The sequence below is a fragment of the Anaerovibrio sp. genome, from assembly GCF_051866355.1.
GTDB lineage: Bacteria > Bacillota > Negativicutes > Selenomonadales > Selenomonadaceae > Anaerovibrio.
On the sequence record NZ_JBJDWZ010000032.1, the window covers coordinates 1 to 24,708 of the forward strand.

Below are 24,708 nucleotides of genomic sequence, written 5' to 3' on the forward strand. Positions count from 1 at the left end.
GCACTCTTTCTCTCCATGTATCTGCCACATTTATTATGCACTGTTCCGAATAGCTATTGGACTTCATCCTGTTAAGCGGACTTATCCCAGTACATAACCTCATGTGATTTCTATTCGTCAGACCGGAGATTTGCCTACACCTTCCTTCAGATTCCACCTCACGATGGACACCCTTGGTGTTCAGCTATGTCATTCCCGCTATTAGGGCTGACTAGGGACTTTCACCCATTAGAGTGCGCCCATGCTGGGCGCACTCAAAAAAGGCTCCAGCCAAAAGCTGAAGCCCTTCACATTCATCTATGGTGGAGACAAGGGGGTTCGAACCCCTGACCTCTTGACTGCCAGTCAAGCACTCTCCCAGCTGAGCTATGCCCCCACAGACAAGCATTATTATAAACGAACTATCCTGTAGTTGTCAAGCACTTTCAAATTTTTTCTACTGTGCCTGCCGCGCCTCCAGCTGCTTAATCAGCTGGACTGCGCCGATTCCCAGCCCTGTGGCTCTGGCAATTTCCTCCAGCTCATACCCTTCGGCCAGCAGCTGCCGTGCCTGGGCCGCGGCCACCTCCGTGTTCAGTCCGCCTTCCTCGTCGTAGACATATCCGGTGTCATGAACAGCATCCTCCACCTGGGCGCCGCTGACATAGCTATCAAGATTGCCGCTCTGGATATCCACCGCCTGCTGCAGGGCATCGGACTGCTGTACATCCTGCATCGTGTTGGACTGCGCCTCATACTGGGCTTCCAGCTCCATTGAGGCCTCCCGTATCAGCTCCCAGGCCCGCCTGTCTGCCGCGCTCATAGCCGGCATGCCATAGGCGGCCTGCGGCGATTGCGCAGATGTCGGCGCGCCTGATGCCATAGCTGCATCCGCCGCCGCCCTGACGGTCAGATAATCGCCTTCCTCCTGCCGAAAGCCCCCGGACCGGTGCTGATAGCCAGCCGCCTCCTGCGTCCTCTGCAGGGCTTCCAGCTGACGTATCCGTTCCTCCAATAGCTCTGACTTGTAATCCGCCTCGCGCAAAAGCCGCTCCAGCCTGTCAATATGCCCGGTCATGCGGCTGATAATCTCGTCCGCAGACTGCTCCAGCTCATAGCGAAGCCGCCCGGTAGCCGCCTCCAGCACCTCCGGATCATCCTCCGCCTTGTTCAGCTGATGCCTGGCCGCCAGGACAATCACCGCCCCGGCAATAATAATAAAACCTAGTATTTCCGTGGTCATCTATAACCCCGCTTAGTACACACTGAAATTTCCTTCACCCGCAAAGCTAACAGCTTATATCTATGCTGCGCCCACGTATCTGGTCCACAGCCATTGGCGGCTCCTGGCTGTCGTCTGTAACGCCCTGAGCCTCCATTATCTCCTTGGGAGACTTGCGCTTTCTGGCGCCCCGCTCCCTGCCGCCCTGCTTTTTCTCCGGGTTGTCCTTGATTTTTTCGCCCTCGGCCTCATCCTTGGTACGGACCTGGCTCTGCTGCCTTTCTATCAGCTTTTTCTGCTGCAGGGCCTTGAAGTCCTGCTGCATGGCAGCCTGCTGATTCATATTGTGCTGGATTTCCCCCACGTCGTTGGCATGAGGTACCATCATCCGCAAACTCATCGGTGCAAAATCCATAAGCCATCGCCCCTAAAATATCACTAAATCAATAAGCACCTACCACGATAAAATCATCCTTGACATACTGCGTACAATGAGTTTCCTTGACCTGTACATTCTTCATGATGGAATTGATGCTCAGGCGCACGCCCGGATACATGGTATCCAGCACCCGCACACGGCCATTGCGCATCTTCTGCATCTCTGCATCAATGTCCCGCAGCCTGCGCTCACAGCGCTCCACCTGCCCCGCCAGCGGGAACTGGGAACGCACCAGCGAATTCAGCTGCTCCACCTTGTTCGGCGGCAGCTGGCTGATATCAATCTTCTCAAGGGTACTCAGTGTCTTGTTCAGGGATTCCAGACGCTTCTTGGCTTCGTTGTACTCCTTCAGCACCGTCTGATATTCTTTCTGCAGCATAGGATTCACGCCGACGCTGACGCGGGTAATAACATTGGCCTCATTGCCGATGCACTTGGCACGTACCTCCTCGCCGGCCGCCAGATTGCCGCCTGTTATCTGCCCCTTGCCTTCGTCCATAACCAGATGATGGCCGGCCCTGATGGTGGAGTGCATGGCTACATCCTGTATATAGATATCGCCGCAGGCCTCAATATCCGCATTCTCTGCAAAGGACGCCCTGAAATCCTCCAGCGCCTTGATGCGTCCCCGGTTCATTCCCTGAACGCCGCCCTTGACGAAAATATTGCGCCCTTCCACGTCAGCACCGCTAATCATGCCCTTGATTTCAATATCACCGGCCGCCTTCACCGCAAAACCGGCTTCCACGTTGCCATTAACCATAATGGCGCCGTCAAAGTTAATATTGCCGGTGGCCATGCCCACATCGCCTTTGATTTCCAGCCTCGGATCCACATCAATCTTGTTGCCCTTATCCACAATCTGTCCATCCATATCGGCAATAACAAAATTTTCATCCTTAACAATAGTGTTTTTGCCGTTAGGAACAGGCTTGGGCTTGCCGTTTTTCGCATTTATCTTGTCACCGTACACATTCGTGCCGGGAATGCCCTTGGTATGAGGAATACGCTCCGCCAGCACCTGCCCCTTGACAGCCCGCAGGAACATATTCAGATTCTTGTAGTCGGCCCTGTCATGCTCATCCACCACCGGCACGCCCTTTTCGCCCACATTGAACTTGCGCTCAATGACGGCATCCTTGCCGTTCTGCGGCGGCTCACCCTTGGCTATCACAGTCGGACGCCCCGTTTTCATGGCCTCCTTGATGGCCTCTGCCATAACGCCAAACTTCACGTTGCGGAGCCGCACCACGTCCATAATCATATCCATGGTCGGCACCGCCTGCCTGGCACCCAGGTCAAAGCGCAGGGTGGCAGTGAGCTTGTCCGGGGCTACCTCCACGATAGCCGTACCGTACTCCACATGCTCCCGCACAGCCTCGGCCGCCTCTTCATCCATAACGGAGCCACCGAATTCTTTTGGCAGTACAAACTTCGTCCCCAAAAGAACAGGGACACCGGAATTTTCCTTCAGTGTATCGGTCAGAAGCTTCAGATCATAATCCTCAACGCGAAACTCCTTCAAAACGCGGCGCATGTCCGACATCTCGAACAGCAATCCCTTCTCATCCTTGGGATACACGGTCAGAAAGATACCGTCCGAACAGAATTCAAACAGATATCCGTCCTCCCTGCCGCCAACCTTTGCTATTACCTTATGTCCATCCATGAACAGCCCTCCCTGATGCAGGCACAGAACGCCGGGCACAAGGCCCGAAGCCACCTCTGCATCTGTTATTTTTGCAATAACTGGACACTTTTCATCTATATCAAATATATCAGATGCCGTCTATATTTGCCAGAAAGCCCCTCAGCTTAAACATCGCCTTGGTGTGCAGCTGGCAAATCCTCGCCTCTGATAAATGCATTATCAAGCTAATTTCCTTCATAGTCAGCTCATCGTAATAATAAAGGGAAACCACCAGTTTTTCCTTTTCTGTAAGCTCATCCAGCGCCTTTGCCAGCGTTTCCCTGATCTCGACATATTCAGCGCTCTTGTGGGGATCCGTGTCGGCCGTCATGGCCGCCTCGGACTTCATATACTCGCCCAGCGGAATCACGGTAGCCGCGTTAATCTGCTGCTCCAGATGATGAACCTGCTCCACGCTCATCTTCAGCTCACAGGCCAGCTCCTCATCCGTAGCGGACCTGCCCAGCCGTCCCTCCAGCTCCACAACTGCTGACTCGTATTTGCGTATCTTCTGCCGCAGGGACACGGAAATCCAGTCCCTTGAACGCAGCTCATCCTTCATGGCACCGCTGATTCTGATGCCCGCGTAAGTTTCAAATTTATTGCCCCGCCTGATATCATATCTGTCCACGGCATCCATCAGGCCGAAATAACCACTGATAATCAAATCATCCCTGTCAACATGAGATGGCAGACTCATCGCCAACCTGCCTGCGATTATATTAACCAGAGGCAAATAATGCTCCACCAGCTGATTGCGAATCTCCATGCTGCGATTTTCACCATAACGAATCCAAAGCTCGTTTATAGCCTCAGCCGATTTATACTCATTCTGCAAAACATCTCACCACCATTACCATCGCTACTGACTATCAGCACTGCCCACTACCCGGCGCAGTGAATCAGCCTGCAGCGGCTCAAAGCCACCCTGCTGTTCCTCCGTCCCGCCGTCTTCGGGCTGCATATCCCCCTCTTCAGCCGCTCCATCCCCTGAAGCCTCCGCCGCACCAGCTCCGGAGGACTTTTCCTGAGCTTCCAGCTCAGCCAGTGCATTCTCTGTTTCCCTTATCATGCCTGAAAATCCAATTCTTTCAAACAGAAAAACACCGATATAAACCAGTACACCGGTGATTAAGAAACTGCACAACGTGCGTCCTAAAATTACTGATACACGCACCTCTCCCATCAGTCCGGCAGCCATGGCCGTAAGCCCCGCCAAAGCTGCCATTCCCAATGACGCTGTCAATTTACACTTATCTATCATATTAAAGTTCCTTATCGCCCTTATCTATGGTCTTTACCTTATAGACGCCGGTGGACAGGTCAATCTGCACTGTGCGGCCGTAGCTGCCGCCAGTATCCTCCCCCACAATAGGAATCGACAACTTTTTTAATATTTCCTTGGAGGCCGAAGCATTGCGAAGCCCCACTCTCATGATATCAGATGCATTAGCAAAAGCAAACATCTGAGAGCCACCGGCCAGCTTTGCCACCAGCCTTGACTTTACTGCCCCCATGCGGACAAGCTCCTCCAGCATATCAGGAATCCCCGTATCGGCGAACTTGGCCCTGTTCTCATTGGCTCTTGACTGATTGCTGTCCGGCAGCATAATGTGCAGAAGTCCGCCTATCTTCGTCTGGGGATCATACAGCGAGATGCCGATACAGGAACCCAGACCATAGCTTATTAAGGTATCCGGCGCACGGCCTACTTTGTAATCCGCCATGCCAACCTTGATTAATTCTGGCATATCACGACACTCCCACTGCTTGCAAAATTATGTCCAAAGAGCCAGGATCCGGCACAAGGAAGAAATGACCCTTTATGCCGTCATCATCTGTCTTGAACTCTGTTTCAATAACCAAAGCATGATCTCCCATCTGACCAAGCTGAACCAGCACGACACTGAGAATGGCTCCGGCCATATCCATGGCCAGGGCCGGAATGGATGGCAGCAGGGAAATATTAGTGAAATTGAACAGTGCATTCAGATACGCACCGGAAAGAATATTTCCTATTTCCATCAACGCGGATTCATCCATAAAATCCAGCTTCTGAGTATCGCCATGCTTCTTCCCCATCAGCATGTCAACCAGATAAAAAGCACTTTCCTTTGGCAGCAAAAATAAAATATTACTAGGTGCCTTGCCATACACCCGCAGGAACACGCCCACGACCATCGTATCGGGACCGCCCACGAGGTCCGGCACCTCATCCAACGGCACTATGGATACCCTCGGCACATCCATGTCAATACGGCGGTTAATGATCTGTGACAATGCCGTAGCAGAGTTTCCCGCACCTACATTGCCGATCTCCCGCAACGCATCCATCTGCGCCGGAGAAAGGTTTGCAACATCATCTGACATTCCTTAATCCCACCAATCTATCTAATGGGGCGAGGATTACTCCTCGCCGCTCAAACCCATAATCTCGCTGATATTCAGCTGAATAATCAGGCGGCCGTCCACCTTGCCGATGCCGGAGATAAACTTGGAGCTGGCGTCGTTGCCAGCGGTAATGGCCCTCGTTGTATCAATATCATCAGCATTGATGGTACGCACCTCTGTCACAGCATCCACCAGCATACCTACATACACCTCATCGTACTGCACAATGACAATACGGGTATTGGCCGTATACGGAGTGTCCTCCAGGCCCAGGCGCTTCTTCAGGTCAATTACCGGCAGCACGCTGCCGCGCAGATTGACAACGCCCTTGATAAAATCAGGAGCAAATGGAACTCTGGTAATATCACTGAGGTTCTTTATCTCCTGAACATTCAAAATACTAAAGCCGTATTCCTCGTTTCTCAGCTTGAAGGCGACTACCTGAACCTCGCCGTCAGCCATAACCTGATCCTCTTTAGCCATCTTCCATACCTCCCTTGATTACATCAACGCGCTGACATCCAGAATCATGGCTACATGGCCATCACCCAGGATGGTAGCACCGGCCAGCATCTTCAGGCCTGACAACAGCTTGCCCAGCGTCTTGATAACGATTTCCTGCTGGCCTATCAGGTTGTCCACCACAATACCAATCTTGTGGTCACCTACATGGACTACCACCACGAAGATATCATCCTCATCGGTAGCCTCACTGCCGCGCGGCACGCTCAGAACCTCGTTAAGACGGGTAATCGGAATAATCTGACCCCTGATGACGATAACCTCCTTGTTCTGAACAGTCTTGATATCGTCAGGAGTAATGTTGATGGTGCTGTCAATGGAGCCAAGAGGAATGGCGTACATCTCATCCTGAACCTTCACCAGCATAGCCTGGATAATAGCCAGGGTCAGAGGCAGCTTAATCTTGAATACGGAGCCCTCATCGATCTTGGTTTCCACGTCAACGTGGCCGCCCAGGGACTCAATCTTGCTGCGCACAACGTCCATGCCTACGCCGCGTCCTGATACGTCCGTAATCTGCTCCGCAGTGGAGAAGCCCGGCAGGAATATCAGGCGCACCGCATCAGCATCCGGCAGTGCATCAGCCTCGTCGCGGCTGATCATGCCCTTCTCAACAGCCTTGTTGCGAATCTTGTCGGCATTGATGCCGGCACCGTCATCAGTAACCATGATGACAACGTTGTTGCCCTCATGGCGGGCAATCAGCCCTACCTCGCCGGTACGCGGCTTGCCCTTTGCCTCACGCTCATCAGGATGCTCGACGCCGTGGTCGAGGGAATTTCTCAAAAGGTGCATCAAAGGATCGCCTATCTCGTCGATAACGGTACGATCCAGCTCTGTATCCTCACCCTCAATGGTAAGGTTGATGTCCTTGTTCAACTCCTTGGCCAAATCACGGACCATGCGAGGGAAACGGTTAAATACCTGGCTGACAGGCACCATGCGGACCTTCATGACTACGGACTGCAGGTCGGTAGTCACCCTGTCCATCTGCTCCAGCGTCTCCGTCAGCTCCGTCAGGCGGTGGGTCATGCCAATCTGCTCCAGGCGCACCTTGTTGGTAACCAGCTCTCCCACCAGATTCATCAGCGTATCCAGCTTCTCAATATCCACGCGGACGGACTGGCCTGCCACGTGAGCCTTCTTGTCATGCTTGGCATTGTTGCTGGCAGGAGCCTTGGCCGCAGGCTTGGCTGCAGCAGCCGGCTTTGCCTCGGCCTTGGCCGCAGGTGCCTCCTTGGCAGCAGGAGCCGCCGGTGCCTGCTCCTTCTTGGCGCCCTCAAGAGTTATCTCGGTAACCTTTACCGCACTGATTTCCGAGATAGCCGTTACGCCTTCCTCCACGCGCTTTGCCTCCGCATCCGTCACCAGGCAGACATCAAAGCTGTGCTCAAACTTCTCCTGCTCCAGATCCTGTGCAGGCGGAATGGACTTGATTACATCGCCCAGCTCATCCAGCACGTTCATAACCATGTAGGAACGGGCAGACTTCAAAAGGCAGGTATCGGCAATCTCCACATGCACCCAGTAAGGAATCAGGCCGCTGTTCTTTGCCTCCCTGACCACCATCAAATCGGTGTCATTCAGCTCGCAGCCCTCCGGCATATCAGACGCCGGTGCCTCCGCTGCGGCCTTCTCGCCGCCTGCTGCAGGCCCTGCCTGCGGTGCAACGCTCTCCCCCTTGGCGATGGCATTGACCATGCGCACCAGCTCGGACACGTCCACCAGATCCTCCGACTCGCCGTTGCCGATGTTCTCAATCATCTCCTGCAAGGAATCGACGCACTTGAAAATAACATCAATAATTTCAGAGCTTACCTTCAGCTGTTCCTTCCTGAGCATATCCAGCAGGTTTTCCATATCATGAGTAAGCTCGGCTGTCTTGGTATACCCCATAGTCGCTGACATGCCCTTTAATGTATGAGCATTACGGAAAATCTCATTGAGTACAGATAAATCCTCAGGATCATTTTCCAAACCCAGCAGGCCATCATTCAGAGACTGCAAATGTTCCCGTGACTCATCCAAAAACATTTCCATGTACTGATTTGTTTCCATTTCTATTCCCCCTGATTGATTAATTCCTAACTCTCTTCATAATTGCGTCCGCTACCTGTCCCACAGGCAGTATCTCGTCCGCAATGCCCGCCTCAACAACGGATTTCGGCATGCCGTACACCACGCAGGTTTCGTCCGACTCGGCGATCACGTAGCCGCCGGCCCTCTTTATCTTCTTCATCCCCTCTGCACCGTCACTGCCCATGCCCGTCAAAATAACAGAAACTATATCTCCTCCATATTTTACAACGGAGTCAAACATTACATCCACTGCCGGCCTGTGGGACGCCAATGGAGGATTCTGATTCAAGGAAATCTCCCTGCTGGAAGCATTTCCTGCTACCGTGAGATGATACCCGCCCGGAGCGATATACACATGCCCCGGCAGGATAGGCTCGCCGTCCTCCGCTTCCTTGACAGTCACCTGCGACATGCCGTTCAGCCTTTCAGCCAGCGACTTGGTAAACCCGGCCGGCATGTGCTGCACCACCACCATGCCACAGGGCATACTGCCCGGCAGCTTCGGTATGACCTGCTGCAATGCCCTCGGCCCGCCTGTAGAGGTTCCCAGCGCCACCAGCTTCGTTCCCGAGCCTGAGCTGCTCCCCCCGTACACCGGCGATGGCCTCTTTTTCAGCAGGGGATTCTCCCGCTTTGCCATCATATCCGTCAGCCCCTGCTTGTGCTGCTGAACAGAAGCAGACAGCTTTTCCTGGGCTGATTTAGGCTTTATAGAAGCAGCTGTTTGAGTATGGGATACATTATAACCCTTCTTCTCAAATATATTAATTCGCTTTAAATTCCCAGCTTCCTGCTTTTTGGCAAAAATATTCTTATTAATTTTTGATTTATTTATTTTTGCCCCTGCTACGCTGCGGCATTTTGCTATAATATCCTCTTCAATTGCGTCAATTTTGGAGATGGAGCCGCCCGTCTTGCACAGAAAATCCACAGCGCCCAGCTCCAATGCCCTGATGGTTTCATCCGCGTCCTTCTTGGTCAGGCTGCTGAACATCAGCACCGGCACAGGACAATCCTTCATGATAACCTCCAGTGCGCTCAATCCGTCCATAACCGGCATATTTATATCCAGCGTCAGGAGATCAGGCCGTTCCTTCGCCACCAGCTTGATGGCATCCCTGCCATCCCTGGCAGTCCCCACCACCTGAAAATCAGGTGTCCTCTCAAACAGGTCTGACAACACCTTGCGCATAAATGCCGAATCATCTGCAACAACTACGCGAATCATGATACCGCCCCCCATTATTTCTTGCCAATCCCTTTTGCCAGGCTCTTCCTCTGCAAATCAAAAATAAACTTGACCAGCTTATTCTGATGCTGCCTGCTCATATCAAGAAATTGGAACCCAATGTGATATACATTGCCGCCTGCGGCCTCCACCCTGGCGCATCTTACAACCTTGCCGGTAATGCGCAGCATGCCGACACCGGGAATATTGTCCAGCTCCAGCACTGCCTTGCTGCCCAAGGTCAGTATCGCATTGTGCATGATGGCCAGGCCGCCGCCGCTGATATCCACTATCTTGGCAAAAATCATTTCCCCTATGGCGCCATTTTCATCCAATGGCCTCACCACAATCGGGCAGTCCATGGAAATCCTGACGAACTCGCGGTTCTGAACCTTCTCCACCGTTTCCGGCACACTGACGAACCAGACAGGAATCGGTTGCCTGCCCTTGTCAAGATACACCGTCCTGAACTGGTAATAACAGCCCTGGCCTGCCATCCTGCACACCACCTGCTCGCCGGACACGGGAATAATCGGCACTCCCCTGTCATCCACCGGCATGGCAACCATCATCTTTTTATCGGATATATCCTCTATTCTGCTGGCCACGCCAACCTCGGCATCGTTGAGATAAAACGTCAGGCGCGCCCCAACCTTGAGCGCCTGGTCAGCCGGCATTTTCTCTCCCTTTGTCATACTACAACCCTACCCCTTGACTGCAACTCAAACCAAAATACAATTATCACTATCTATTTTATCGAAAAATACTTACTATTGCAAAATATTAGTGCATATTATGGAAAAATTTTCTCAAAAATCCCTGCCAGCCCAGCTTCACCTGCTGCTGACGCCCCGAAACAAGGCTGTTTGCCAGCGCTTCCACACACCTTGCCGCCAGTGAATCGGGATATGCCGCCATCAGGGGTACCTGCCGCCTTACCGCCTTCATAAGGCTGGCATCATCAAACACAAAGCCAAGGGATTTCAGTTCCATGTGCAGAAACCTCTCCGCGGTGTAAATCAGCTTGTTGGCCGTCTCCGAGCTCTCTACAATATCGTAAACCCGGTTCACCACCAGGCGGATTGGCTGGGTCGCCTCCAGCTGCCGATAGGATTTCAGCACGGCGTAGCCATCCGTCAGGGCCGTAGGCTCCGGCGTGATAACCAGCACCACCTCATCCGAGGCCATGATGAAATCCAGCACGTTCCTGCCTACGCCTGCCCCCGTATCCACCAGAATGATGTCCGCCCATTCATCGCAGGCGGCCAGCTTGTTGAAAATCATCTGCCGCTGCATCACCGTCATCTCACCGGCATGCTCCATGCCGGAACCGCCGGAAATATAGCTCACCCCGTATGGCCCCCTGACAATGACATCCTCCAGCTGGATATCATCCCTGGCCAGGGACAGAAGGGTGTGCTTTGAGCTGGTCCCCAGCAGCACATCCACATTGGCCGTCCCCAGGTCCGCATCAACAACGATAACCCTCTTCCCCTTTTTGCCGAGAGCTATCGCCAGATTGACCGTCAGATTGGTCTTGCCTACGCCCCCCTTGCCACTGGTAACTGCAATCACCCTGGCTCCGGGCTTTGACGCGGCCATCTCCGGCCGGGCTCCCCCACCCGGCTGTTCAGCCGCGCCATCTGAATTTTTTCGTTCAACCAGCTTTCTAAGCCTGGTAGCCTGATCCTCCATAGTCCTTTACCTCAGCAAAAGCTCCGCCAGCTTCTCCACGCTGGCAGGCTCGATATCATCAGGCACGCTTTGCCCGTTTGTCACGTAGGAAAGCGCCACCTTACGCCTATGCAATATATTCAGTATTATCCCGTGGGTACCCGTTTCGTCAACCTTTGTAAATATCACCCTGTCAGGCTGGCAGATGGAAAAATTCTCCAAAAGTTCCAGTCCGTCACTGGTCTTGGTGGTAGCGCTCATCACCAGATGCTTTTCAATGTCCGCGTCAATGCTCAAAAGGCCGCTCAGCTCCTTCATCTGATACTCGTTGTACTGGCTCCTGCCGGCCGTATCAATCAATATGAGCTGCTTGTCCTGATGCTTGTCGATGGCCTTTTTCAGCGCTTCCGGATTATAGACTATCTCCAGCGGCAATCCCAGGATATCCGAATAGGTCTTCAGCTGCTCGACAGCCGAAATCCTGTAGGTATCCGCCGTAATCAGGGCCACCCTTGCCCCCTGCTCCAGCACGAACCTGGCCGCAATCTTCGCCAGCGTGGTGGTCTTGCCTACCCCCGTAGGCCCTATCAGGGCAACCACCTTCGGCCTGTTGGAATAAAGGGTAATGCCGTTGGCCACCCGGATTGCCTTGCGGATATACTTTTCCATGGCGCTGACCGCCTTGAGCGAATTCCGCGGCGCCAGAATCTCCGTGCCGTTCAGCTTGGAAATCATATCCTGCATCACCCTGTCCGTAACCTCCTGATCCTGCATGGCGCTCTGCAGGGTAGGCACGGCGTTGTCTTTCCCCTTGTTTCTGCTCATCTCCATCAGCATGGACTTCATTTCCTCCAGCTGATTCTGCAAATCTTTTATTTCCTCATCCTTCTCGCTGGCGACATCAGCCGCCCCGTTGCCGGATTTTTCACCAGCATCGTCCTTTTCCCTGCCAGCGTCAGCCTCCGCCGCGGATACCTCCCCGTCAGCCCGGCCGGAAGCCTCTTCCTGCACTGCAGCAAAAGCTGCCGTTTCATCCGGCACACCACCGCTGTCTGTATCACCCACGGCCTCTGCCATTGGAACTGCCGCCTGCCGCTCTTCCTCCGCGGCCGGCAGCTCCTGAGCCTGATTTACGCTGGCCAGCACCTCGCTGAAGGTCTGGCCCTGCGTTTCCCTGGCCATCGCTTGGGCCACAGCCTCCCTGGTACCAGCCGTCTGGTACTGGCTGACCGCCGTTCTCGGCGTGAAATTCGCCAGCGTGGCCGATATAGGGGAAACCTGCTCCTCCTGTCCGGAGGCGGTTCCTGACGCCCTGGCCGCCGCCCTGCTGTTTCTGGCCGCCTCCGCCGCCTGCAGGACAGCCTCATTCGCCGGCACAGCCGCTGGTGACGGCTTGGAGGCCTCGTCCTCCACAGCCGCAATCACCTCCACAACCTCCTTGCTGTGGAAGCCCAGAATGCCGCCCTTTTTGGTCTTGCTTGTATGAAGTATCACCGCATCCACTCCCAGCTCGGCCTTGACGTTGGCCATGGCCTCCTTCAGTGTCGGTGCCTTAAAACTCTTAATCAGCATTTACAGCTTCACCACCCCAATAATCTGAATCTCTACAGACTGGTCAATCTCTGCATGTGACAGGACAATAATCCCCGGCACGGAACGCTCCACCAGCTTCCTGAAATACAATCTTACCGTCGGACTGGTCAGGGCAATCGGCTGATAGCCCATATCCGTCAGCTTCTGCAGCTCCCTGCCCAGCGAGTTCAGCAGCTTCTGCATGGTATCAGGATCCATGCTCACGTAGGAGCCGCGCTCCGTGCGCTGAACCGCCCCGGCAATCTTGTTCTCAATGGCCGGATCCAGCGTAATGCACGTAAGCTGGTTGTTCTGCACGTACTGCTGGGTAATCTGCCTTGCCAGCGCGTGGCGCACATACTCCGTCAGTATCTCGGTATCCTTGGTCGCCTGCGCATAGTCGGCCAGCACCTCCAAAATGGTAGCCATATCCCTGATGGAAATGCGCTCCCTGAGGAGATTTGCCAGCACCTTCTGGATATCGCCCACGCCCAGAAGGTCAGGAATGACCTCATCCACAAGGGACTGATTGGTTTTCTTGGCGTTGTCGACGAGGTTCTGGGTCTCCTGACGGCCAAGAATCTCGGCGGCGTGAGCCTTGATGACCTCCGTGAGATGGGTTGCCAGCACGGACACCGCATCCACCACCGTGTAGCCGTTCAGCTCCGCCTGCTCACGGGAAGCCTCCGGAATCCACAGGGCAGGCAGGCCAAAGGCCGGCTCAATGGTTTCAATGCCTTGAATTTCCTCAAACACAGTGCCCGAATTCATGGCCAGGAAGTGATCCAGCAGAAGCTCTCCCTTGGCTATTTCGATGCCCTTCAGCTTGATGATATAGGCATTAGGCTTTATCTGTATGTTATCACGGATGCGGATGGTCGGCACTACCAGTCCCAGCTCCAAAGCGCACTGGCGGCGTATCATCACGATGCGGTCCAGAAGGTCGCCACCCTGCCCCGTATCCACCAGCGGAATCAGGCTGTAGCCGATTTCCAGCTCCATCGGGTCCACCTGCAGGAGGGAAACGATATTCTCCGGCTTGGTGGCCTCGCTCTTGGTCTTCTCCTTCTTCTCCACCACGGCGGTTTCCTCCACCTTCCTGTCACCGGCCGCAATCTGCCTGCCGACAATGCCGCAGGCAACAGCCAGAATCATGAACGGCAGTCCCGGCAAGCCCGGCACGCAGGCCATGGCGGCCAGCACGCCGCAGACGATGTAGAAAACGCGCGGCTTTGCCCCCAGCTGATGAATGAGGTCATAGCCAAGGTTGCTCTCGGAAGCCGCACGGGTAACGATGATACCGGTAGCCGTGGAAATCAGCAGGGCCGGAATCTGGTTTACCAGTCCCTCGCCCACGGTCAGCAATGTATAGTTCTGCAGTGCCTGCTCCACAGTCATGTTGCGCTGTACCATGCCGATGACAAAGCCGCCGATGATGTTGATGAAGATAATGATAATAGCCGCGATGGCATCACCCTTGACGAACTTGCTGGCACCGTCCATAGCGCCGTAGAAGTCAGCTTCCCGCTGAATCTTCTTGCGCCTTTCACTGGCCTCCGCGTCGGTGATGGCCCCCTGATTGAGATCGGCATCAATAGCCATCTGCTTGCCGGGCATAGCATCCAGCGTGAAGCGTGCAGATACCTCGGCAACGCGCTCCGCGCCCTTGGTAATAACCAGAAACTGGATGATAATCAGGATGACGAAGATAATAAAGCCGACCACTGCGTTACCGCCTACAACGAAGTTGCCGAAGGAGCTGATAAGCTCACCGGCGTAGCCCTCCAGAAGAATCAGACGCGTGGAGGAAACGTTCAGCGCCAGGCGGAACAGGGTGGTAATCAGCAGCAGGGACGGGAACACCGACAAATCCAGTGCCTCCACGTTGTAAATAGCACTCATCACCACCACCAGCGCCAGCGTAATGTTCATGCAAAGCAGCAAATCCAGCAGCATGGTAGGCAGCGGAATAATCATCATAACAACGATTGTTACGATGCCCACCGCAATCATTACGTCACTATATTTCTTTACAAAGCCCACCTTTTCGGCGGCCATAACCGGTGCAGCCATAATCTATCTCCTGCTCTCTGTTTAGGCAAACCGCCTTCTATGGCGATGCCTGAGTTTATATACATAAGCCAGAACCTCGGCCACGGCCTTGAACAGCTCCTGCGGGATACTGCCTCCCACATCCACGGCTGCATACAAGGCCCGTGCCAGCGGCTTGTTTTCCACAATCGGCACATTGCTCTCCCGTGCCAGCTCCTTGATTTTCTGAGCCACCGCATCCTGCCCCTTGGCCAGCACCACCGGAGCCGGCATGCCGGCCTCATATTTCAGCGCCACCGCAAAATGCGTCGGGTTGGTGATGATAACATCCGCCTTGGGCACTTCCTTCATCATTCTGGACATAGCCATCTGGCGCTGCTTCTGACGGATTTTTCCCTTTATCTGCGGGTCGCCTTCCTGCTGCTTGAACTCTTCCTTGACCTCCTGCTTGCTCATCTTCAAATCCTGGGTATTCTGCCATTTCTGGTAAATCAGGTCAAGGATGGCCATCACCATGAACAGCCCGATAATCTTGAAGGCCAGGTTAAAAACCACGTCGGAAACCTGGGACACGCCGGCAAAAACATCCACAAAAATCAGCTTGGGCATCTGCCACAGCTCATCCGACAGATTCATGTACACCAGCGAGCCGATAATGGCAATCTTCACCAGCGATTTTGCCAGCTCCACCAGGGAACGCTTGGAAAAAATCCTGCCGAAGCCGCTGATGGGATTCAGCCGCCCCGGGTTGAAGCTCAGCTTTTCCGTGGAAAAGGTGAACCCCACCTGCGCCACGTTCATGGCCAGGCCGATAACCATAATAAACAGCATCAGCGGAATGGATGTCTTGGCCAGCAGAATCACGATGCTGATGAAGAGCTGCATGATGGTTTCCTCATTCACATCAAAATTCAGGTTGCCAAAGATATACACCGCATAATTCATAACCTCATCCACGGCATCGCCGCCCAGCATCCTCAGCACAAAGAAGCCGGCCAGCATGACAAAGGCCGCATTGATTTCCTGGCTCCGGCCCACCTGGCCTTTCTTCAGGGCATCCGCCCTTCTTTTCGCCGTAGGCTCCTCGGTCTTTTCACCGGCAAAAAGCTGCAGGTCAAAGGCAAAATCCACTTTGCCGCAGCCCGAGCTTCCCGGACAGGCAGTTTTTTTATTGTAATGCTCTAAGGGCAATGGAAATATTTCCATACATCTCATTGAACAACACATCCAAAAACATCACATAAAAGGGCATGATAATCCCCACCGTGAACACACCAATAATAATCTGCATGGGAATACCGACCACAAATATATTCATCTGGGGCATGGTTCTCGCCAGCACACCCAGGGAAACATTTGTCAAAAGAATGGCAAAAGTCAGCGGCATGGCAATCTTCATGCCGGTCACAAATATGCCCGCCGTAAAATCAACCATCAGCATGGCAAGTCCGCCGTTCAGGTTCATCTCCAGCAGGGGCAGGGAATCAAAGCTGCCCACCAGCGCCCCCAGCAGCATGTGATGGCCGTTGGTCACCACGAAGACAATCAGCGTAAGATAATACAAAAAGCTACCGATAAGGGGATTCTGCTGGTTGGAGGTAGGGTCCATCTCGTTCACCACGGAAAAGCCCGCCTGCATGTCCATGATTTTACCGGACATGTTCACCGCCATCATGGCCACATAGGCCACAAAGCCAATCAGCCAGCCGATAAAAAGCTCCGCCAGCACGGCCAGCGTGTAGCCGGCCACGGACACAGGGGCCTCGATTGCCGTCCGCTGGTCAATCACCGGAAACAGCACCAGCGTTATGACAAAGGCGATACCCGCCCGGAAATACACGGGAATATTCTGGCTGCCCCAGAAGGGCGCAATCAGAAACAGGCCGCTTACCCTCGTCATCACCAGCAGGAACACCGCCGCGTGATTCTGCAGCAAATCATAAAAATCCACAGCGCCACCTCATCCACAGCATATCAGCCAATATAATACGGCAGGTTTACCAGCACGTTGGTCACGTACTCCACCATCAGCCTCAGCATCCAGGGGCCAAAAATCAGAATCGCCACGAACACCGCCACAATCTTCGGTATAAAGGCCAGCGTCTGCTCCTGAATGGAGGTCGTGGCCTGAAACACGCTGACCGCCAGTCCCACCAAAAGCCCCAGCCCCAGCATGGGCGCCGAAATCAAAAGCACCATCCTGAGAGCCTCCTGGGCCATCTGTATAACTAAATCTCCCGACATAACCTATCACCTGCTGCCACTATCAGACTACTTGAAGCTCACAATCAACGACTTTATCAGAAGATGCCAGCCATCCACCATGACGAAAAGCAATATCTTGAACGGCAAGGAAATCATTACCGGCGGCAGCATCATCATACCCATGGACATGAGGGTACTGGCCACAATCATGTCGATAACGATAAACGGCACATAAATCATAAAGCCTATCTGAAAGGCCGTCTTCAGCTCGCTAATCATATAGGCAGGAATCAGGGTAAAGGTGGACACCTCTTCCGGCCCGTTTGGCCGCGGCCCGTCTGCTAGATTGACAAACAGCGCCAGATCCGCCTCCCTCGTCTGCCTGAACATAAACTCCCGGATTGGCTCCACCGTGTTCTCTATGGCCTGCTCCTGGGTTATCTGCCCCGCCAGGTACGGCTGCAGTCCGTTCTCATTGGCCTGGCTCCAGTAGGGAGCCATGATGTAGAATGTCAGAAACAGGGACAGCCCGATAATCACCATGTTCGGCGGTGCGGTCTGGGTAGATAATGCGTTGCGTAAAAAACCAAGCACCACAACAATTCTGATAAAGGCCGTGGTCATTATCAGAATCGAGGGTGCTATGGACAAAATCGTCAGAACAGCCATCAGCTGCAGCGTCACCGCCACATCCTGGGGATTTTCCGCCGCCCCGACATCAATATTCACATTTGGAATCAGCGGTGCAGCCGAAGCGGAATCCGCCGCCAAAAAAACTACTAAAAGACCCATTATGCAAGGGCATAAAAGCCTCTGTATCCTGGTCACAATCTCCACAACTCCTTATCCCCTGCGATTCAGTCCTTCCCGGAACAAGGACGGCACACGTCTGGTAAGCTCCTCCAGAGTGGACAGCTGGCTGGCAAACGCCCCTGCATCCACCGGCTGTACCACGGCCTGACGCCGCAGCCGGTCTATCTCGTCAGCATCCTCTATCTCCGCAAGCAGGCTCACCTGATGCTCTGTCACGCCCAGCAGCACCACCTTGCCGCCAATCTCCACCACGCAGACAGACTTGTTCGGACCCAGGGCCAGATGCTCCAGAATCCTGCCGCCGCTTGAGGCCGCCTGCCGCTGAAAGCGCCCGCTTAAAAATCTGGACGCAAAATATGCCATGACAACCACAAAGGCAAAAACAGCCACCAGGCTGATTAAATATGCCAATGTTGACCACCATGACATTTGAGAAGGTTTTGGATCAGTATTTTCATAACCGGCCAGATAACCGCCGCCCGAACCGGCTGTATCAGCAGCGGCCGCCAGGGAATCCGGCGACGCCGCTGAAAACACCAAAATTAAAATACATAGGACAGATGCCATGGAGCAAAAACGACTCCAGCTCTTCATCAGCCGACTGCTTTTCTAACAGCTTCCAGTACGCGGTCTGGCTGGAAAGGCTTTACGATGAAGTCCCTGGCACCCGCCTGAATGGCTTCGATAACCATTGCCTGCTGGCCCATAGCTGAACACATTACGATCTTCGCATTAGGATCAACCTTCTTGATCTCCTTTACGGCGCTGATACCATCCATCTCCGGCATGGTAATGTCCATAGTAGTAAGATCCGGCTTCAGCTCCTGATACTTCTCCAGAGCCTTCATGCCGTTCTCAGCCTCACCAACAACCTCATATCCGTTCTTGGTCAGAATGTCCTTAACCATCATTCTCATGAATGCTGCATCATCAACGACCAATACTCTTACTGCCATTTGTCATCTCTCCTCGTCAGTATTTAATGTATCACAAGTAAAATTCAGTCCATAATCATTTCCATTATACTTGAAACTCATCAAATTCTCAAGTATAAGTTTTCACGTCAGGCTCGAAAATACATGATTACAAAGCCTGTACCCGCTCCAGAGGACTTACAATCTCCGTAATCCTCACGCCGAAGTTCTCGTCGATTACGACAACCTCGCCCTTGGCGGTCAGCTGCCCGTTGACGTGAATATCCACCGGCTCACCGGCCAGCTTATCCAGCTCGATGATGGAGCCTGTAGAAAATTCCAGAATCTCGCGGATGGACTTCTTCGTGCGTCCCAGCTCCACGGTTACCTGCAGCGGCACATCCTTGATAAGGCTGATATTGGCTGCATTGACCTCCACCGGCTCGTTGGTAAGCGGCGCAAACTGCGCGGACTGCACAGGCACGGAGGAAGCCACCACATTGCTCTGGGAATAGCCGGGAGCCGCATATACAGGCTGTGCCATCGGCGGAGCCGCGTACATAGGCTGCTGCGGCGGAGCCGCATACTGTGGCTGTGGCGGTGGAGCCTGCGGTGCAGGTGCAGGGGCCGGTGCCGGAGCTGCAGGAGCTGGCGGCGGAGCCGCTGCCGGTGCAGGGGCTGGTGCCGGTGCTGCCGGAGCAGGAGCCGGTTCAGGCTCAGGTTCAGGCTGTGCGCCGCCTCCCATCAGGAAGGTCACCATTTCCTTGGCTACATCCAGCGGCAGAATCTGCATTATCTCACTGTCGATAAGCCCCTCAACCTCCATGCGGAAGCTGATTTTGGCCACCGGATCATCGTTCTGTACCAGCTCGGTAATCTTGTCCTCTGCGCCCAGATCAATAAGATTTACCTTTGGCGGAGAAATATCAATCTTCTTGTTGAACATGGTGGACAGTGACGTTGCCACGGTGCCCATCATCTGATTCATGGCCTCGCCCACAGCGCTCATGTGGATTTCATTGAGCTCCTCCTGCGGGTTCAGGCCGTCACCGCCCATCATCAAATCTGCAATGATGCAGGCGTCAGAGGCCTGAATAGCCAGAATATTATTGCCGTTTATGCCAATTACATACCCAACCTCAACTATCAGATACGGCATCGGATACTGATTCTGGATAGTTGACATGGTATCCAGGCTGACATCTGGCGTGGTAATACTAACCTTATGCCCTAAAAGCACTGACAGAGTAGTAGCAGCACTGCCCATAGAGATATTGCCTATCTCACCCAGAGCGTCCTTTTCCATATCGGACAACAAATCATCCGACAGTGCGGAAGAATCAGCTGGTTCCTCAACTGGTGCCGGATCATCGGCAGCAGGCGCAGACACACCGCCATTCAGCAGCGCATCAATCTCCTCTTGCGTCAATTCAGCCATTAGTACCTTCATCTCCTTCCGAAATTACTCTGGTAATCTGTACTGCCTTTTTCTTGCCAGAGGTACCAGGACGGCAATAAAACTTTTCTATATTGCCGATTATACATTTTAGTTCATCATCAACTCGTGTATCCATCTGCAGGACATCCCCATAGCTGAGGGAAAGAAATTCCTGCACGGATATATCGAATGACCCCATCTGGATAATAACGGGAACCGCGGTCCTGTTGATCTTTTTCCTGATAATCTCCTCATGCTCAGGATTCTCTTCCTTTGTCACGGAAGCCGCTACCCAGAAGGTAGTTGTCAGCTTGGACATAATCGGTTCCAGCACCAGATACGGTATACATATATTCATCAGCCCCTCTACCGGGCCGATGCGCATCTGCAACGTGATAATAACCACCATGTCGCTTGGCGGCACAATCTGCGCAAACTGCGGATTGGACTCCATGGCCTCTATCTTCGGCGTGAACTGAACCACATTGGCCCAGGCCTCCTTCAGATGGCTCATGGCCTTATCAAAAATCCTGCGGATTACTGCTTCCTCTATCTCGGTCAGCACCCTGGACTTGACGGTGTTTTCACCCTGCCCGCCAAAGACCCTGTCTATGATGGCGAAGCAGATGCCCGTGTCAAACTCCATGATGATATTGCCCTTGAGGGGCGGTACCGCCAATATGCCAATCACGCTCGGATTAGCTATGGATTGAACAAATTCCTGATAAGTCAGCTGCTCTACCGAGGCTACCTCCACACTGACCAGTGCACGCAGATAGGTGGACAGGTATGTGTTGAATAGCCGCGCAAAGTTGTCATGCAGCATATTAAGGGTTCTGATCTGGTCTTTTGAAAATTTATCCGGTCTTTTGAAGTCGTAGGTTTTGACCTTTTTCTGCTCTTCCTCTGCCTTCATTGCATCGGCGTTTACGTCGCCTGTGGCAAAGGCCGCCAGCAGCTTATCTATCTCAGACTGGGATAATACATCATCTGCCAAGCTCCATCCCCCTTTCCCCTTTTTCGTGTTTCATAACGTTTACTGCCTTACTTTTACTGCAGCATGAAGCTAGTTATGTAGATATCATATACAGAGCCTTCGCCCAATGCTTTGTTCAGCTCTGCTTTCAGCTTTGCCTTCAAATCGTCCTGACGTGCCGCATCCAGCTCCTCCACCTTTACGGTGCGGATAATCTGCAGCGTGGTATCCATGATTTTGGTCTCGGCAACCGGCGTCAGCTTGCCTTCTGCCACGTTGTCCTCCCTGTCAGGATTCAGCTCAACGGTGATGCCCACCTTGAGGAAGCGGCTGGATTTGATGCCGCCAACATTGACGATGATGCCTTCCTTCGGATCCCCCAGCTTCACGAATACGCCAGGCTCATGATTCCTGGTTTCCACGGCCGTAGAAGGACCTGTTGACATAACCTGGGTGGTGATAAAGTAGGATATCCCACCTGCTAGTATAAGACCTACCAGTATCAGCACTACAACGATTACGATGGGAAACTTCTTTCCTTTTTCCGCTGGAGCCGCCTCTTCAGTCTTTTCTTCATCAGCCATTGCGTTCCACTCCTTTTTTTATACTCTATAACATCAATCCCGCAAGGGGATTAAATTATATTCCTGCTTATTCTAAAGTCTGTTCATCTTGAAGTGCATGTATCATGTATATAAATACACTTCCCAGGCACCTAACTGTATTGCTGTATATAATCCTACAGTTCCTATTTTACCAATATTCTGCTAAATTACAACCTTTCTACGAAAATCTTATCATAAAAAGGGTATTTTGCACTAGGAGTTTTCCAGTTATTTTACATTTTTGCAAATTTTTCTGACAATTACTGACGGCAATTGCAGACAAAATATTTGTTACTTGTACAAGGCCCGCTTATACATCATGACCTTGCGCACGATGTCCTCCATGCGCTCCTGCACAATGAGCTTCTTGCCATTGGTCAGGGTGATTACAGTGTCAGGAGTTTCTTCCATTGTTTCTATTATTTCGGCATTGAGGATGAATTCTCCTTTTTTTCCGTCAGAATTAAATTTAGTAAGTTTTATCATGATGATTTCCTCCTCTTTGCTCATTCGCAAACCTAGTAACTTCTAATTCGCAATTGACTGTCGGATATGGTGGCGGTTGCCACGAAAACACGCTCTCGCTCTTTATTGCGCCTCATATCATGCAAATCGCAATAATCTGTCGGATATGGCGGCGGTTGCCGCGAAAACACGCTCTCGCTCTTTATTGCGCCTCATATCATGCAAATCGCAATAGCCTGTCGGATATGGTGGCGGTTGCCACGAAAACACGCTCTCGCTCCTCATTGTGCCTAGCGGTACTAAGCTCTTGCGTCGCCTGACGGCTCGCAAATCGCCAAGTACCGAGGCACAACAAAGGTTTTCTTTGGCAATCCGCCACCCTCTCCTCCAGTTCGTGCCAAATACCAGCTATCCAGCACTAATCACGTTCATTAACGCTTCATGTTAATCAGAGTTTCCAAAAGTTCATCGGAAACCGTAATAATCTTAGAGTTAGACTGATAACCACGCTGGGTTACAATCATATCCGTCAGCTCGCTTGCCATGTCTACATTGGACATTTCAAGAGCGGATGGCGTAACAGTACAGCCAAGACCATTGATTGTACCTATATTCGGAGTTCCTGAGTTATTCGATACAGTATACAAAGAATTACCATTCTTCGTCAGACCGGCCATATTGTTAAACTGTGCAATGGCAATCTGTGCCTCCTGCACATTTAATCCATTGGTGTATGTACCAGTAATAACGCCTGCGCTGTCAATAGACACGCTCTTTAGTGTACCAGCCTCATTACCATCAGTAGAAGCAAATGCCGTATTACTTCCCGCATACTGTGTAAGTCCAGTAAGATCAATTGTAACCGTTTGTGTACCAGTAGCACCGTTATTTAACGTAAGTGTCGCACTGCCAGAACCACTCTTATAGGCACCATTAGTATCAAACTGAAGCACTGCATCTGTCATACTTACCTTAGTCACAGAACCATCTTTTTCCTGAATTTCCTGTTTTTCTTCTCCTAACTTTGAATTGACAGTAACCTTCCACGTATTGCCATCGGTGCTATCAATGTCAGTCTTAATCATATACATAGTCACTTCATGAGCATTACCTACAGAATCATACACTGTCATTATCGTGGTGATTGGCTTACTTTTTCCTACTGTATACGCACCTGAAGTTTCTGTAGTAGTTGTTCCATCAGTCATATTCACAGTAATAGCACTTATTAATTTTGCTGGATCAGTGGTTGCGTTACCATCCTCTCCCATTCCTACTACACGAGTTTCATCAGTAGTATCTACTGTCTTTGTATTACCATCAGCAAATGTCAAAACCATAGACTTAATCATAGGTTCCGCAGCATTAAGATTTTTAGTAAACTTAGCCGTAGTAGTTGCAGTGGCTTCCATTGTCTTACCAGCTGGAATACAAATCTCCCCTGGCTGACCATTAGTATTAATATCTTCTCCCAGCTTACCTGCCATCCAGCCCTGCACCTTCAAGCCATCACTGTTTACATAATAACCATCCTTATCGAACTTGAAGTTACCGTTTCGTGTGTAGTAAGACAAGGCCCCATCATTTACGATGAATAAACCACTGCCAGAAAGACACAGGTCTGTGTTTACACCAGTAGACTGCACAGAACCATCGGTAAACAGAGTGTCAATAGAGGACAAAGCAGATCCTAAACCAATCTGTTTTGGATTAGTACCACCAAGATTTCCCTGTGGGGCAGAGGCACCGCTCAATGTCTGGCTCAAGGTATCTGAAAATGTTACACGGCTGGACTTAAAACCAGTTGTGTTTACGTTGGAGATGTTGTTACCTACAACATCCATTCTATTCTGATGATTTTTTAATCCGGACACACCGGAGTAAAGTGAACGCATCATAGTAAATCATTCTCCTTTTCATGGGGCAATATTCTCCGGCCCGCATCTGTCATTCTGCAGGCCAAAGCCTCCTTGAAAGGTCCAGCTTTTTAGAGAATTGCCGCGCTGTCAATATTTGTAAATATATTTTCTTTTGCGCTTTTGCCGTCCATGGCAGTAATCACGGTTCTGTTTGCCACGCTGACTACCAGTGCCATATCGTTCATGTAGATGAGGGATTCCCTGGCGCCTTTTTTGGCCATCATGTCAACAGTGTCATCAAGCTTCTGCAAATCCTGCGCACTGAGATTGAGGTTCCTGCTTTCCATCCTCTGCATGGCATGGTTGGAAAAGCTGACCTTTTTGGTGGCGGACTGCAGTATGTCTGCAAAGGAGGCTCCCGTGGTGACGGTGCCCGGCTGTACATTCTGCTTGATGCCGGATTTTTCTACTGGCAAAATAGGCTGTGACTGGAAAAAAATTCTCGTATCTGACATCCTTCTTGCCTCCAATTTTTTACTCGGATACATCTCCCTCGCCTACGCGGGTAATGTTGGATATATCTAC

At 52.2% G+C, this 24,708-nt stretch carries 26 protein-coding genes and 1 tRNA gene; all 27 read right to left on the reverse strand.

Annotated elements, in window-relative coordinates:
• Positions 1–300 precede the first annotated feature (300 nt).
• A tRNA-Ala gene (locus tag ACI3UA_RS01855) sits at positions 301–376 on the reverse strand.
• Between the two features lie 60 nt (positions 377–436).
• A complete protein-coding gene (locus tag ACI3UA_RS01860; protein WP_439723139.1) occupies positions 437–1,222 on the reverse strand; it encodes a hypothetical protein in 786 nt (261 codons plus the stop codon).
• A gap of 46 nt (positions 1,223–1,268) precedes the next feature.
• Positions 1,269–1,616, reverse strand: coding sequence for a hypothetical protein (locus tag ACI3UA_RS01865; RefSeq protein WP_439723140.1), 348 nt, complete (start codon positions 1,614–1,616; stop codon positions 1,269–1,271).
• 28 nt (positions 1,617–1,644) lie between these two features.
• A complete protein-coding gene (locus ACI3UA_RS01870) occupies positions 1,645–3,309 on the reverse strand; it encodes a DUF342 domain-containing protein (protein ID WP_439723141.1) in 1,665 nt (554 codons plus the stop codon).
• 109 nt (positions 3,310–3,418) lie between these two features.
• Entirely contained in the window at positions 3,419–4,099 is a 681-nt protein-coding gene (locus tag ACI3UA_RS01875; RefSeq protein WP_439723160.1) for a FliA/WhiG family RNA polymerase sigma factor, read from the reverse strand.
• 93 nt (positions 4,100–4,192) lie between these two features.
• Positions 4,193–4,594 carry a hypothetical protein gene (locus ACI3UA_RS01880; RefSeq protein ID WP_439723142.1) on the reverse strand — a complete coding sequence of 134 codons (402 nt, stop codon included), beginning with the start codon at positions 4,592–4,594 and terminating at the stop codon, positions 4,193–4,195.
• A 1-nt stretch (position 4,595) separates the two neighbouring features.
• Positions 4,596–5,081, reverse strand: a complete 486-nt coding sequence (locus tag ACI3UA_RS01885; protein ID WP_439723143.1) for a chemotaxis protein CheD — start codon at positions 5,079–5,081, stop codon at positions 4,596–4,598.
• Between the two features lies 1 nt (position 5,082).
• Positions 5,083–5,700: a chemotaxis protein CheC gene (locus ACI3UA_RS01890; protein WP_439723144.1), complete on the reverse strand. Its 618-nt coding sequence runs from the start codon at positions 5,698–5,700 to the stop codon at positions 5,083–5,085.
• 36 nt (positions 5,701–5,736) lie between these two features.
• On the reverse strand, positions 5,737–6,204 hold the full coding sequence (locus ACI3UA_RS01895; RefSeq protein ID WP_439723145.1) for a chemotaxis protein CheW: 468 nt from the start codon (positions 6,202–6,204) through the stop codon (positions 5,737–5,739).
• A gap of 18 nt (positions 6,205–6,222) precedes the next feature.
• Complete coding sequence (locus ACI3UA_RS01900) at positions 6,223–8,301, reverse strand: chemotaxis protein CheA (RefSeq protein ID WP_439723146.1); 2,079 nt, start codon at positions 8,299–8,301, stop codon at positions 6,223–6,225.
• A 19-nt stretch (positions 8,302–8,320) separates the two neighbouring features.
• A complete protein-coding gene (locus tag ACI3UA_RS01905) occupies positions 8,321–9,550 on the reverse strand; it encodes a protein-glutamate methylesterase/protein-glutamine glutaminase (RefSeq protein WP_439723147.1) in 1,230 nt (409 codons plus the stop codon).
• Between the two features lie 14 nt (positions 9,551–9,564).
• Complete coding sequence (locus tag ACI3UA_RS01910; protein WP_439723148.1) at positions 9,565–10,245, reverse strand: flagellar brake protein; 681 nt, start codon at positions 10,243–10,245, stop codon at positions 9,565–9,567.
• Between the two features lie 88 nt (positions 10,246–10,333).
• Complete coding sequence (locus ACI3UA_RS01915; RefSeq protein ID WP_439723149.1) at positions 10,334–11,245, reverse strand: MinD/ParA family protein; 912 nt, start codon at positions 11,243–11,245, stop codon at positions 10,334–10,336.
• 6 nt (positions 11,246–11,251) lie between these two features.
• Positions 11,252–12,796 (reverse strand): flagellar biosynthesis protein FlhF, encoded by a 1,545-nt coding sequence (gene flhF / locus ACI3UA_RS01920; RefSeq protein WP_439723150.1) that lies wholly within the window; start codon positions 12,794–12,796, stop codon positions 11,252–11,254.
• Positions 12,797–14,869 carry a flagellar biosynthesis protein FlhA gene (gene flhA, locus ACI3UA_RS01925; RefSeq protein ID WP_439723151.1) on the reverse strand — a complete coding sequence of 691 codons (2,073 nt, stop codon included), beginning with the start codon at positions 14,867–14,869 and terminating at the stop codon, positions 12,797–12,799. It lies immediately after the preceding gene.
• A gap of 21 nt (positions 14,870–14,890) precedes the next feature.
• Positions 14,891–16,063 (reverse strand): flagellar biosynthesis protein FlhB, encoded by a 1,173-nt coding sequence (gene flhB, locus ACI3UA_RS01930; RefSeq protein WP_439723152.1) that lies wholly within the window; start codon positions 16,061–16,063, stop codon positions 14,891–14,893.
• Positions 16,017–16,799 carry a flagellar biosynthetic protein FliR gene (gene fliR, locus ACI3UA_RS01935; RefSeq protein ID WP_439723153.1) on the reverse strand — a complete coding sequence of 261 codons (783 nt, stop codon included), beginning with the start codon at positions 16,797–16,799 and terminating at the stop codon, positions 16,017–16,019. Before fliR ends, flhB begins: the two co-directional genes overlap by 47 nt.
• 23 nt (positions 16,800–16,822) lie before the next feature.
• Positions 16,823–17,092: a flagellar biosynthesis protein FliQ gene (gene fliQ, locus ACI3UA_RS01940; RefSeq protein WP_154406941.1), complete on the reverse strand. Its 270-nt coding sequence runs from the start codon at positions 17,090–17,092 to the stop codon at positions 16,823–16,825.
• 27 nt (positions 17,093–17,119) lie between these two features.
• Positions 17,120–17,845, reverse strand: a complete 726-nt coding sequence (fliP, locus tag ACI3UA_RS01945) for a flagellar type III secretion system pore protein FliP (protein ID WP_439723161.1) — start codon at positions 17,843–17,845, stop codon at positions 17,120–17,122.
• A 51-nt stretch (positions 17,846–17,896) separates the two neighbouring features.
• Positions 17,897–18,277 carry a flagellar biosynthetic protein FliO gene (gene fliO / locus ACI3UA_RS01950; RefSeq protein ID WP_439723154.1) on the reverse strand — a complete coding sequence of 127 codons (381 nt, stop codon included), beginning with the start codon at positions 18,275–18,277 and terminating at the stop codon, positions 17,897–17,899.
• A gap of 182 nt (positions 18,278–18,459) precedes the next feature.
• Positions 18,460–18,822 (reverse strand): response regulator, encoded by a 363-nt coding sequence (locus ACI3UA_RS01955; RefSeq protein ID WP_154406942.1) that lies wholly within the window; start codon positions 18,820–18,822, stop codon positions 18,460–18,462.
• A gap of 127 nt (positions 18,823–18,949) precedes the next feature.
• Positions 18,950–20,218, reverse strand: coding sequence for a flagellar motor switch phosphatase FliY (gene fliY / locus ACI3UA_RS01960; protein ID WP_439723155.1), 1,269 nt, complete (start codon positions 20,216–20,218; stop codon positions 18,950–18,952).
• The gene (fliM, locus tag ACI3UA_RS01965; protein ID WP_439723156.1) at positions 20,211–21,215 is read right to left on the reverse strand and encodes a flagellar motor switch protein FliM; all 1,005 of its coding nucleotides are present in this window, start codon (positions 21,213–21,215) and stop codon (positions 20,211–20,213) included. The genes fliY and fliM overlap by 8 nt, the downstream gene beginning before the upstream one ends.
• A 53-nt stretch (positions 21,216–21,268) precedes the next feature.
• Positions 21,269–21,778 (reverse strand): flagellar basal body-associated FliL family protein, encoded by a 510-nt coding sequence (locus ACI3UA_RS01970; protein WP_439723157.1) that lies wholly within the window; start codon positions 21,776–21,778, stop codon positions 21,269–21,271.
• 312 nt (positions 21,779–22,090) lie between these two features.
• Positions 22,091–22,285, reverse strand: a complete 195-nt coding sequence (locus tag ACI3UA_RS01975; protein WP_405759826.1) for a flagellar FlbD family protein — start codon at positions 22,283–22,285, stop codon at positions 22,091–22,093.
• 410 nt (positions 22,286–22,695) lie between these two features.
• A complete protein-coding gene (locus tag ACI3UA_RS01980) occupies positions 22,696–24,162 on the reverse strand; it encodes a flagellar hook protein FlgE (protein ID WP_439723158.1) in 1,467 nt (488 codons plus the stop codon).
• An 89-nt stretch (positions 24,163–24,251) separates the two neighbouring features.
• Complete coding sequence (locus ACI3UA_RS01985) at positions 24,252–24,638, reverse strand: TIGR02530 family flagellar biosynthesis protein (protein ID WP_439723159.1); 387 nt, start codon at positions 24,636–24,638, stop codon at positions 24,252–24,254.
• Between the last annotated feature and the right edge of the window lie 70 nt (positions 24,639–24,708).

Coding starts and splice junctions, on each gene's coding strand:
- ACI3UA_RS01860 (WP_439723139.1), bottom strand. CDS start 1,222: ATGACCACGGAAATACTAGGTTTTATTATTATTGCCGGGGCGGTGATT.
- ACI3UA_RS01865 (WP_439723140.1), bottom strand. CDS start 1,616: ATGGATTTTGCACCGATGAGTTTGCGGATGATGGTACCTCATGCCAAC.
- ACI3UA_RS01870 (WP_439723141.1), bottom strand. CDS start 3,309: ATGGATGGACATAAGGTAATAGCAAAGGTTGGCGGCAGGGAGGACGGA.
- ACI3UA_RS01875 (WP_439723160.1), bottom strand. CDS start 4,099: ATGGAGATTCGCAATCAGCTGGTGGAGCATTATTTGCCTCTGGTTAAT.
- ACI3UA_RS01880 (WP_439723142.1), bottom strand. CDS start 4,594: ATGATAGATAAGTGTAAATTGACAGCGTCATTGGGAATGGCAGCTTTG.
- ACI3UA_RS01885 (WP_439723143.1), bottom strand. CDS start 5,081: ATGCCAGAATTAATCAAGGTTGGCATGGCGGATTACAAAGTAGGCCGT.
- ACI3UA_RS01890 (WP_439723144.1), bottom strand. CDS start 5,700: ATGTCAGATGATGTTGCAAACCTTTCTCCGGCGCAGATGGATGCGTTG.
- ACI3UA_RS01895 (WP_439723145.1), bottom strand. CDS start 6,204: ATGGCTAAAGAGGATCAGGTTATGGCTGACGGCGAGGTTCAGGTAGTC.
- ACI3UA_RS01900 (WP_439723146.1), bottom strand. CDS start 8,301: ATGGAAACAAATCAGTACATGGAAATGTTTTTGGATGAGTCACGGGAA.
- ACI3UA_RS01905 (WP_439723147.1), bottom strand. CDS start 9,550: ATGATTCGCGTAGTTGTTGCAGATGATTCGGCATTTATGCGCAAGGTG.
- ACI3UA_RS01910 (WP_439723148.1), bottom strand. CDS start 10,245: ATGACAAAGGGAGAGAAAATGCCGGCTGACCAGGCGCTCAAGGTTGGG.
- ACI3UA_RS01915 (WP_439723149.1), bottom strand. CDS start 11,245: ATGGAGGATCAGGCTACCAGGCTTAGAAAGCTGGTTGAACGAAAAAAT.
- flhF (WP_439723150.1), bottom strand. CDS start 12,796: ATGCTGATTAAGAGTTTTAAGGCACCGACACTGAAGGAGGCCATGGCC.
- flhA (WP_439723151.1), bottom strand. CDS start 14,869: ATGGCTGCACCGGTTATGGCCGCCGAAAAGGTGGGCTTTGTAAAGAAA.
- flhB (WP_439723152.1), bottom strand. CDS start 16,063: ATGAGATGTATGGAAATATTTCCATTGCCCTTAGAGCATTACAATAAA.
- fliQ (WP_154406941.1), bottom strand. CDS start 17,092: ATGTCGGGAGATTTAGTTATACAGATGGCCCAGGAGGCTCTCAGGATG.
- fliP (WP_439723161.1), bottom strand. CDS start 17,845: ATGGGTCTTTTAGTAGTTTTTTTGGCGGCGGATTCCGCTTCGGCTGCA.
- ACI3UA_RS01955 (WP_154406942.1), bottom strand. CDS start 18,822: ATGGCAGTAAGAGTATTGGTCGTTGATGATGCAGCATTCATGAGAATG.
- fliY (WP_439723155.1), bottom strand. CDS start 20,218: ATGGCTGAATTGACGCAAGAGGAGATTGATGCGCTGCTGAATGGCGGT.
- ACI3UA_RS01970 (WP_439723157.1), bottom strand. CDS start 21,778: ATGGCTGATGAAGAAAAGACTGAAGAGGCGGCTCCAGCGGAAAAAGGA.
- ACI3UA_RS01975 (WP_405759826.1), bottom strand. CDS start 22,285: ATGATAAAACTTACTAAATTTAATTCTGACGGAAAAAAAGGAGAATTC.
- ACI3UA_RS01980 (WP_439723158.1), bottom strand. CDS start 24,162: ATGATGCGTTCACTTTACTCCGGTGTGTCCGGATTAAAAAATCATCAG.
- ACI3UA_RS01985 (WP_439723159.1), bottom strand. CDS start 24,638: ATGTCAGATACGAGAATTTTTTTCCAGTCACAGCCTATTTTGCCAGTA.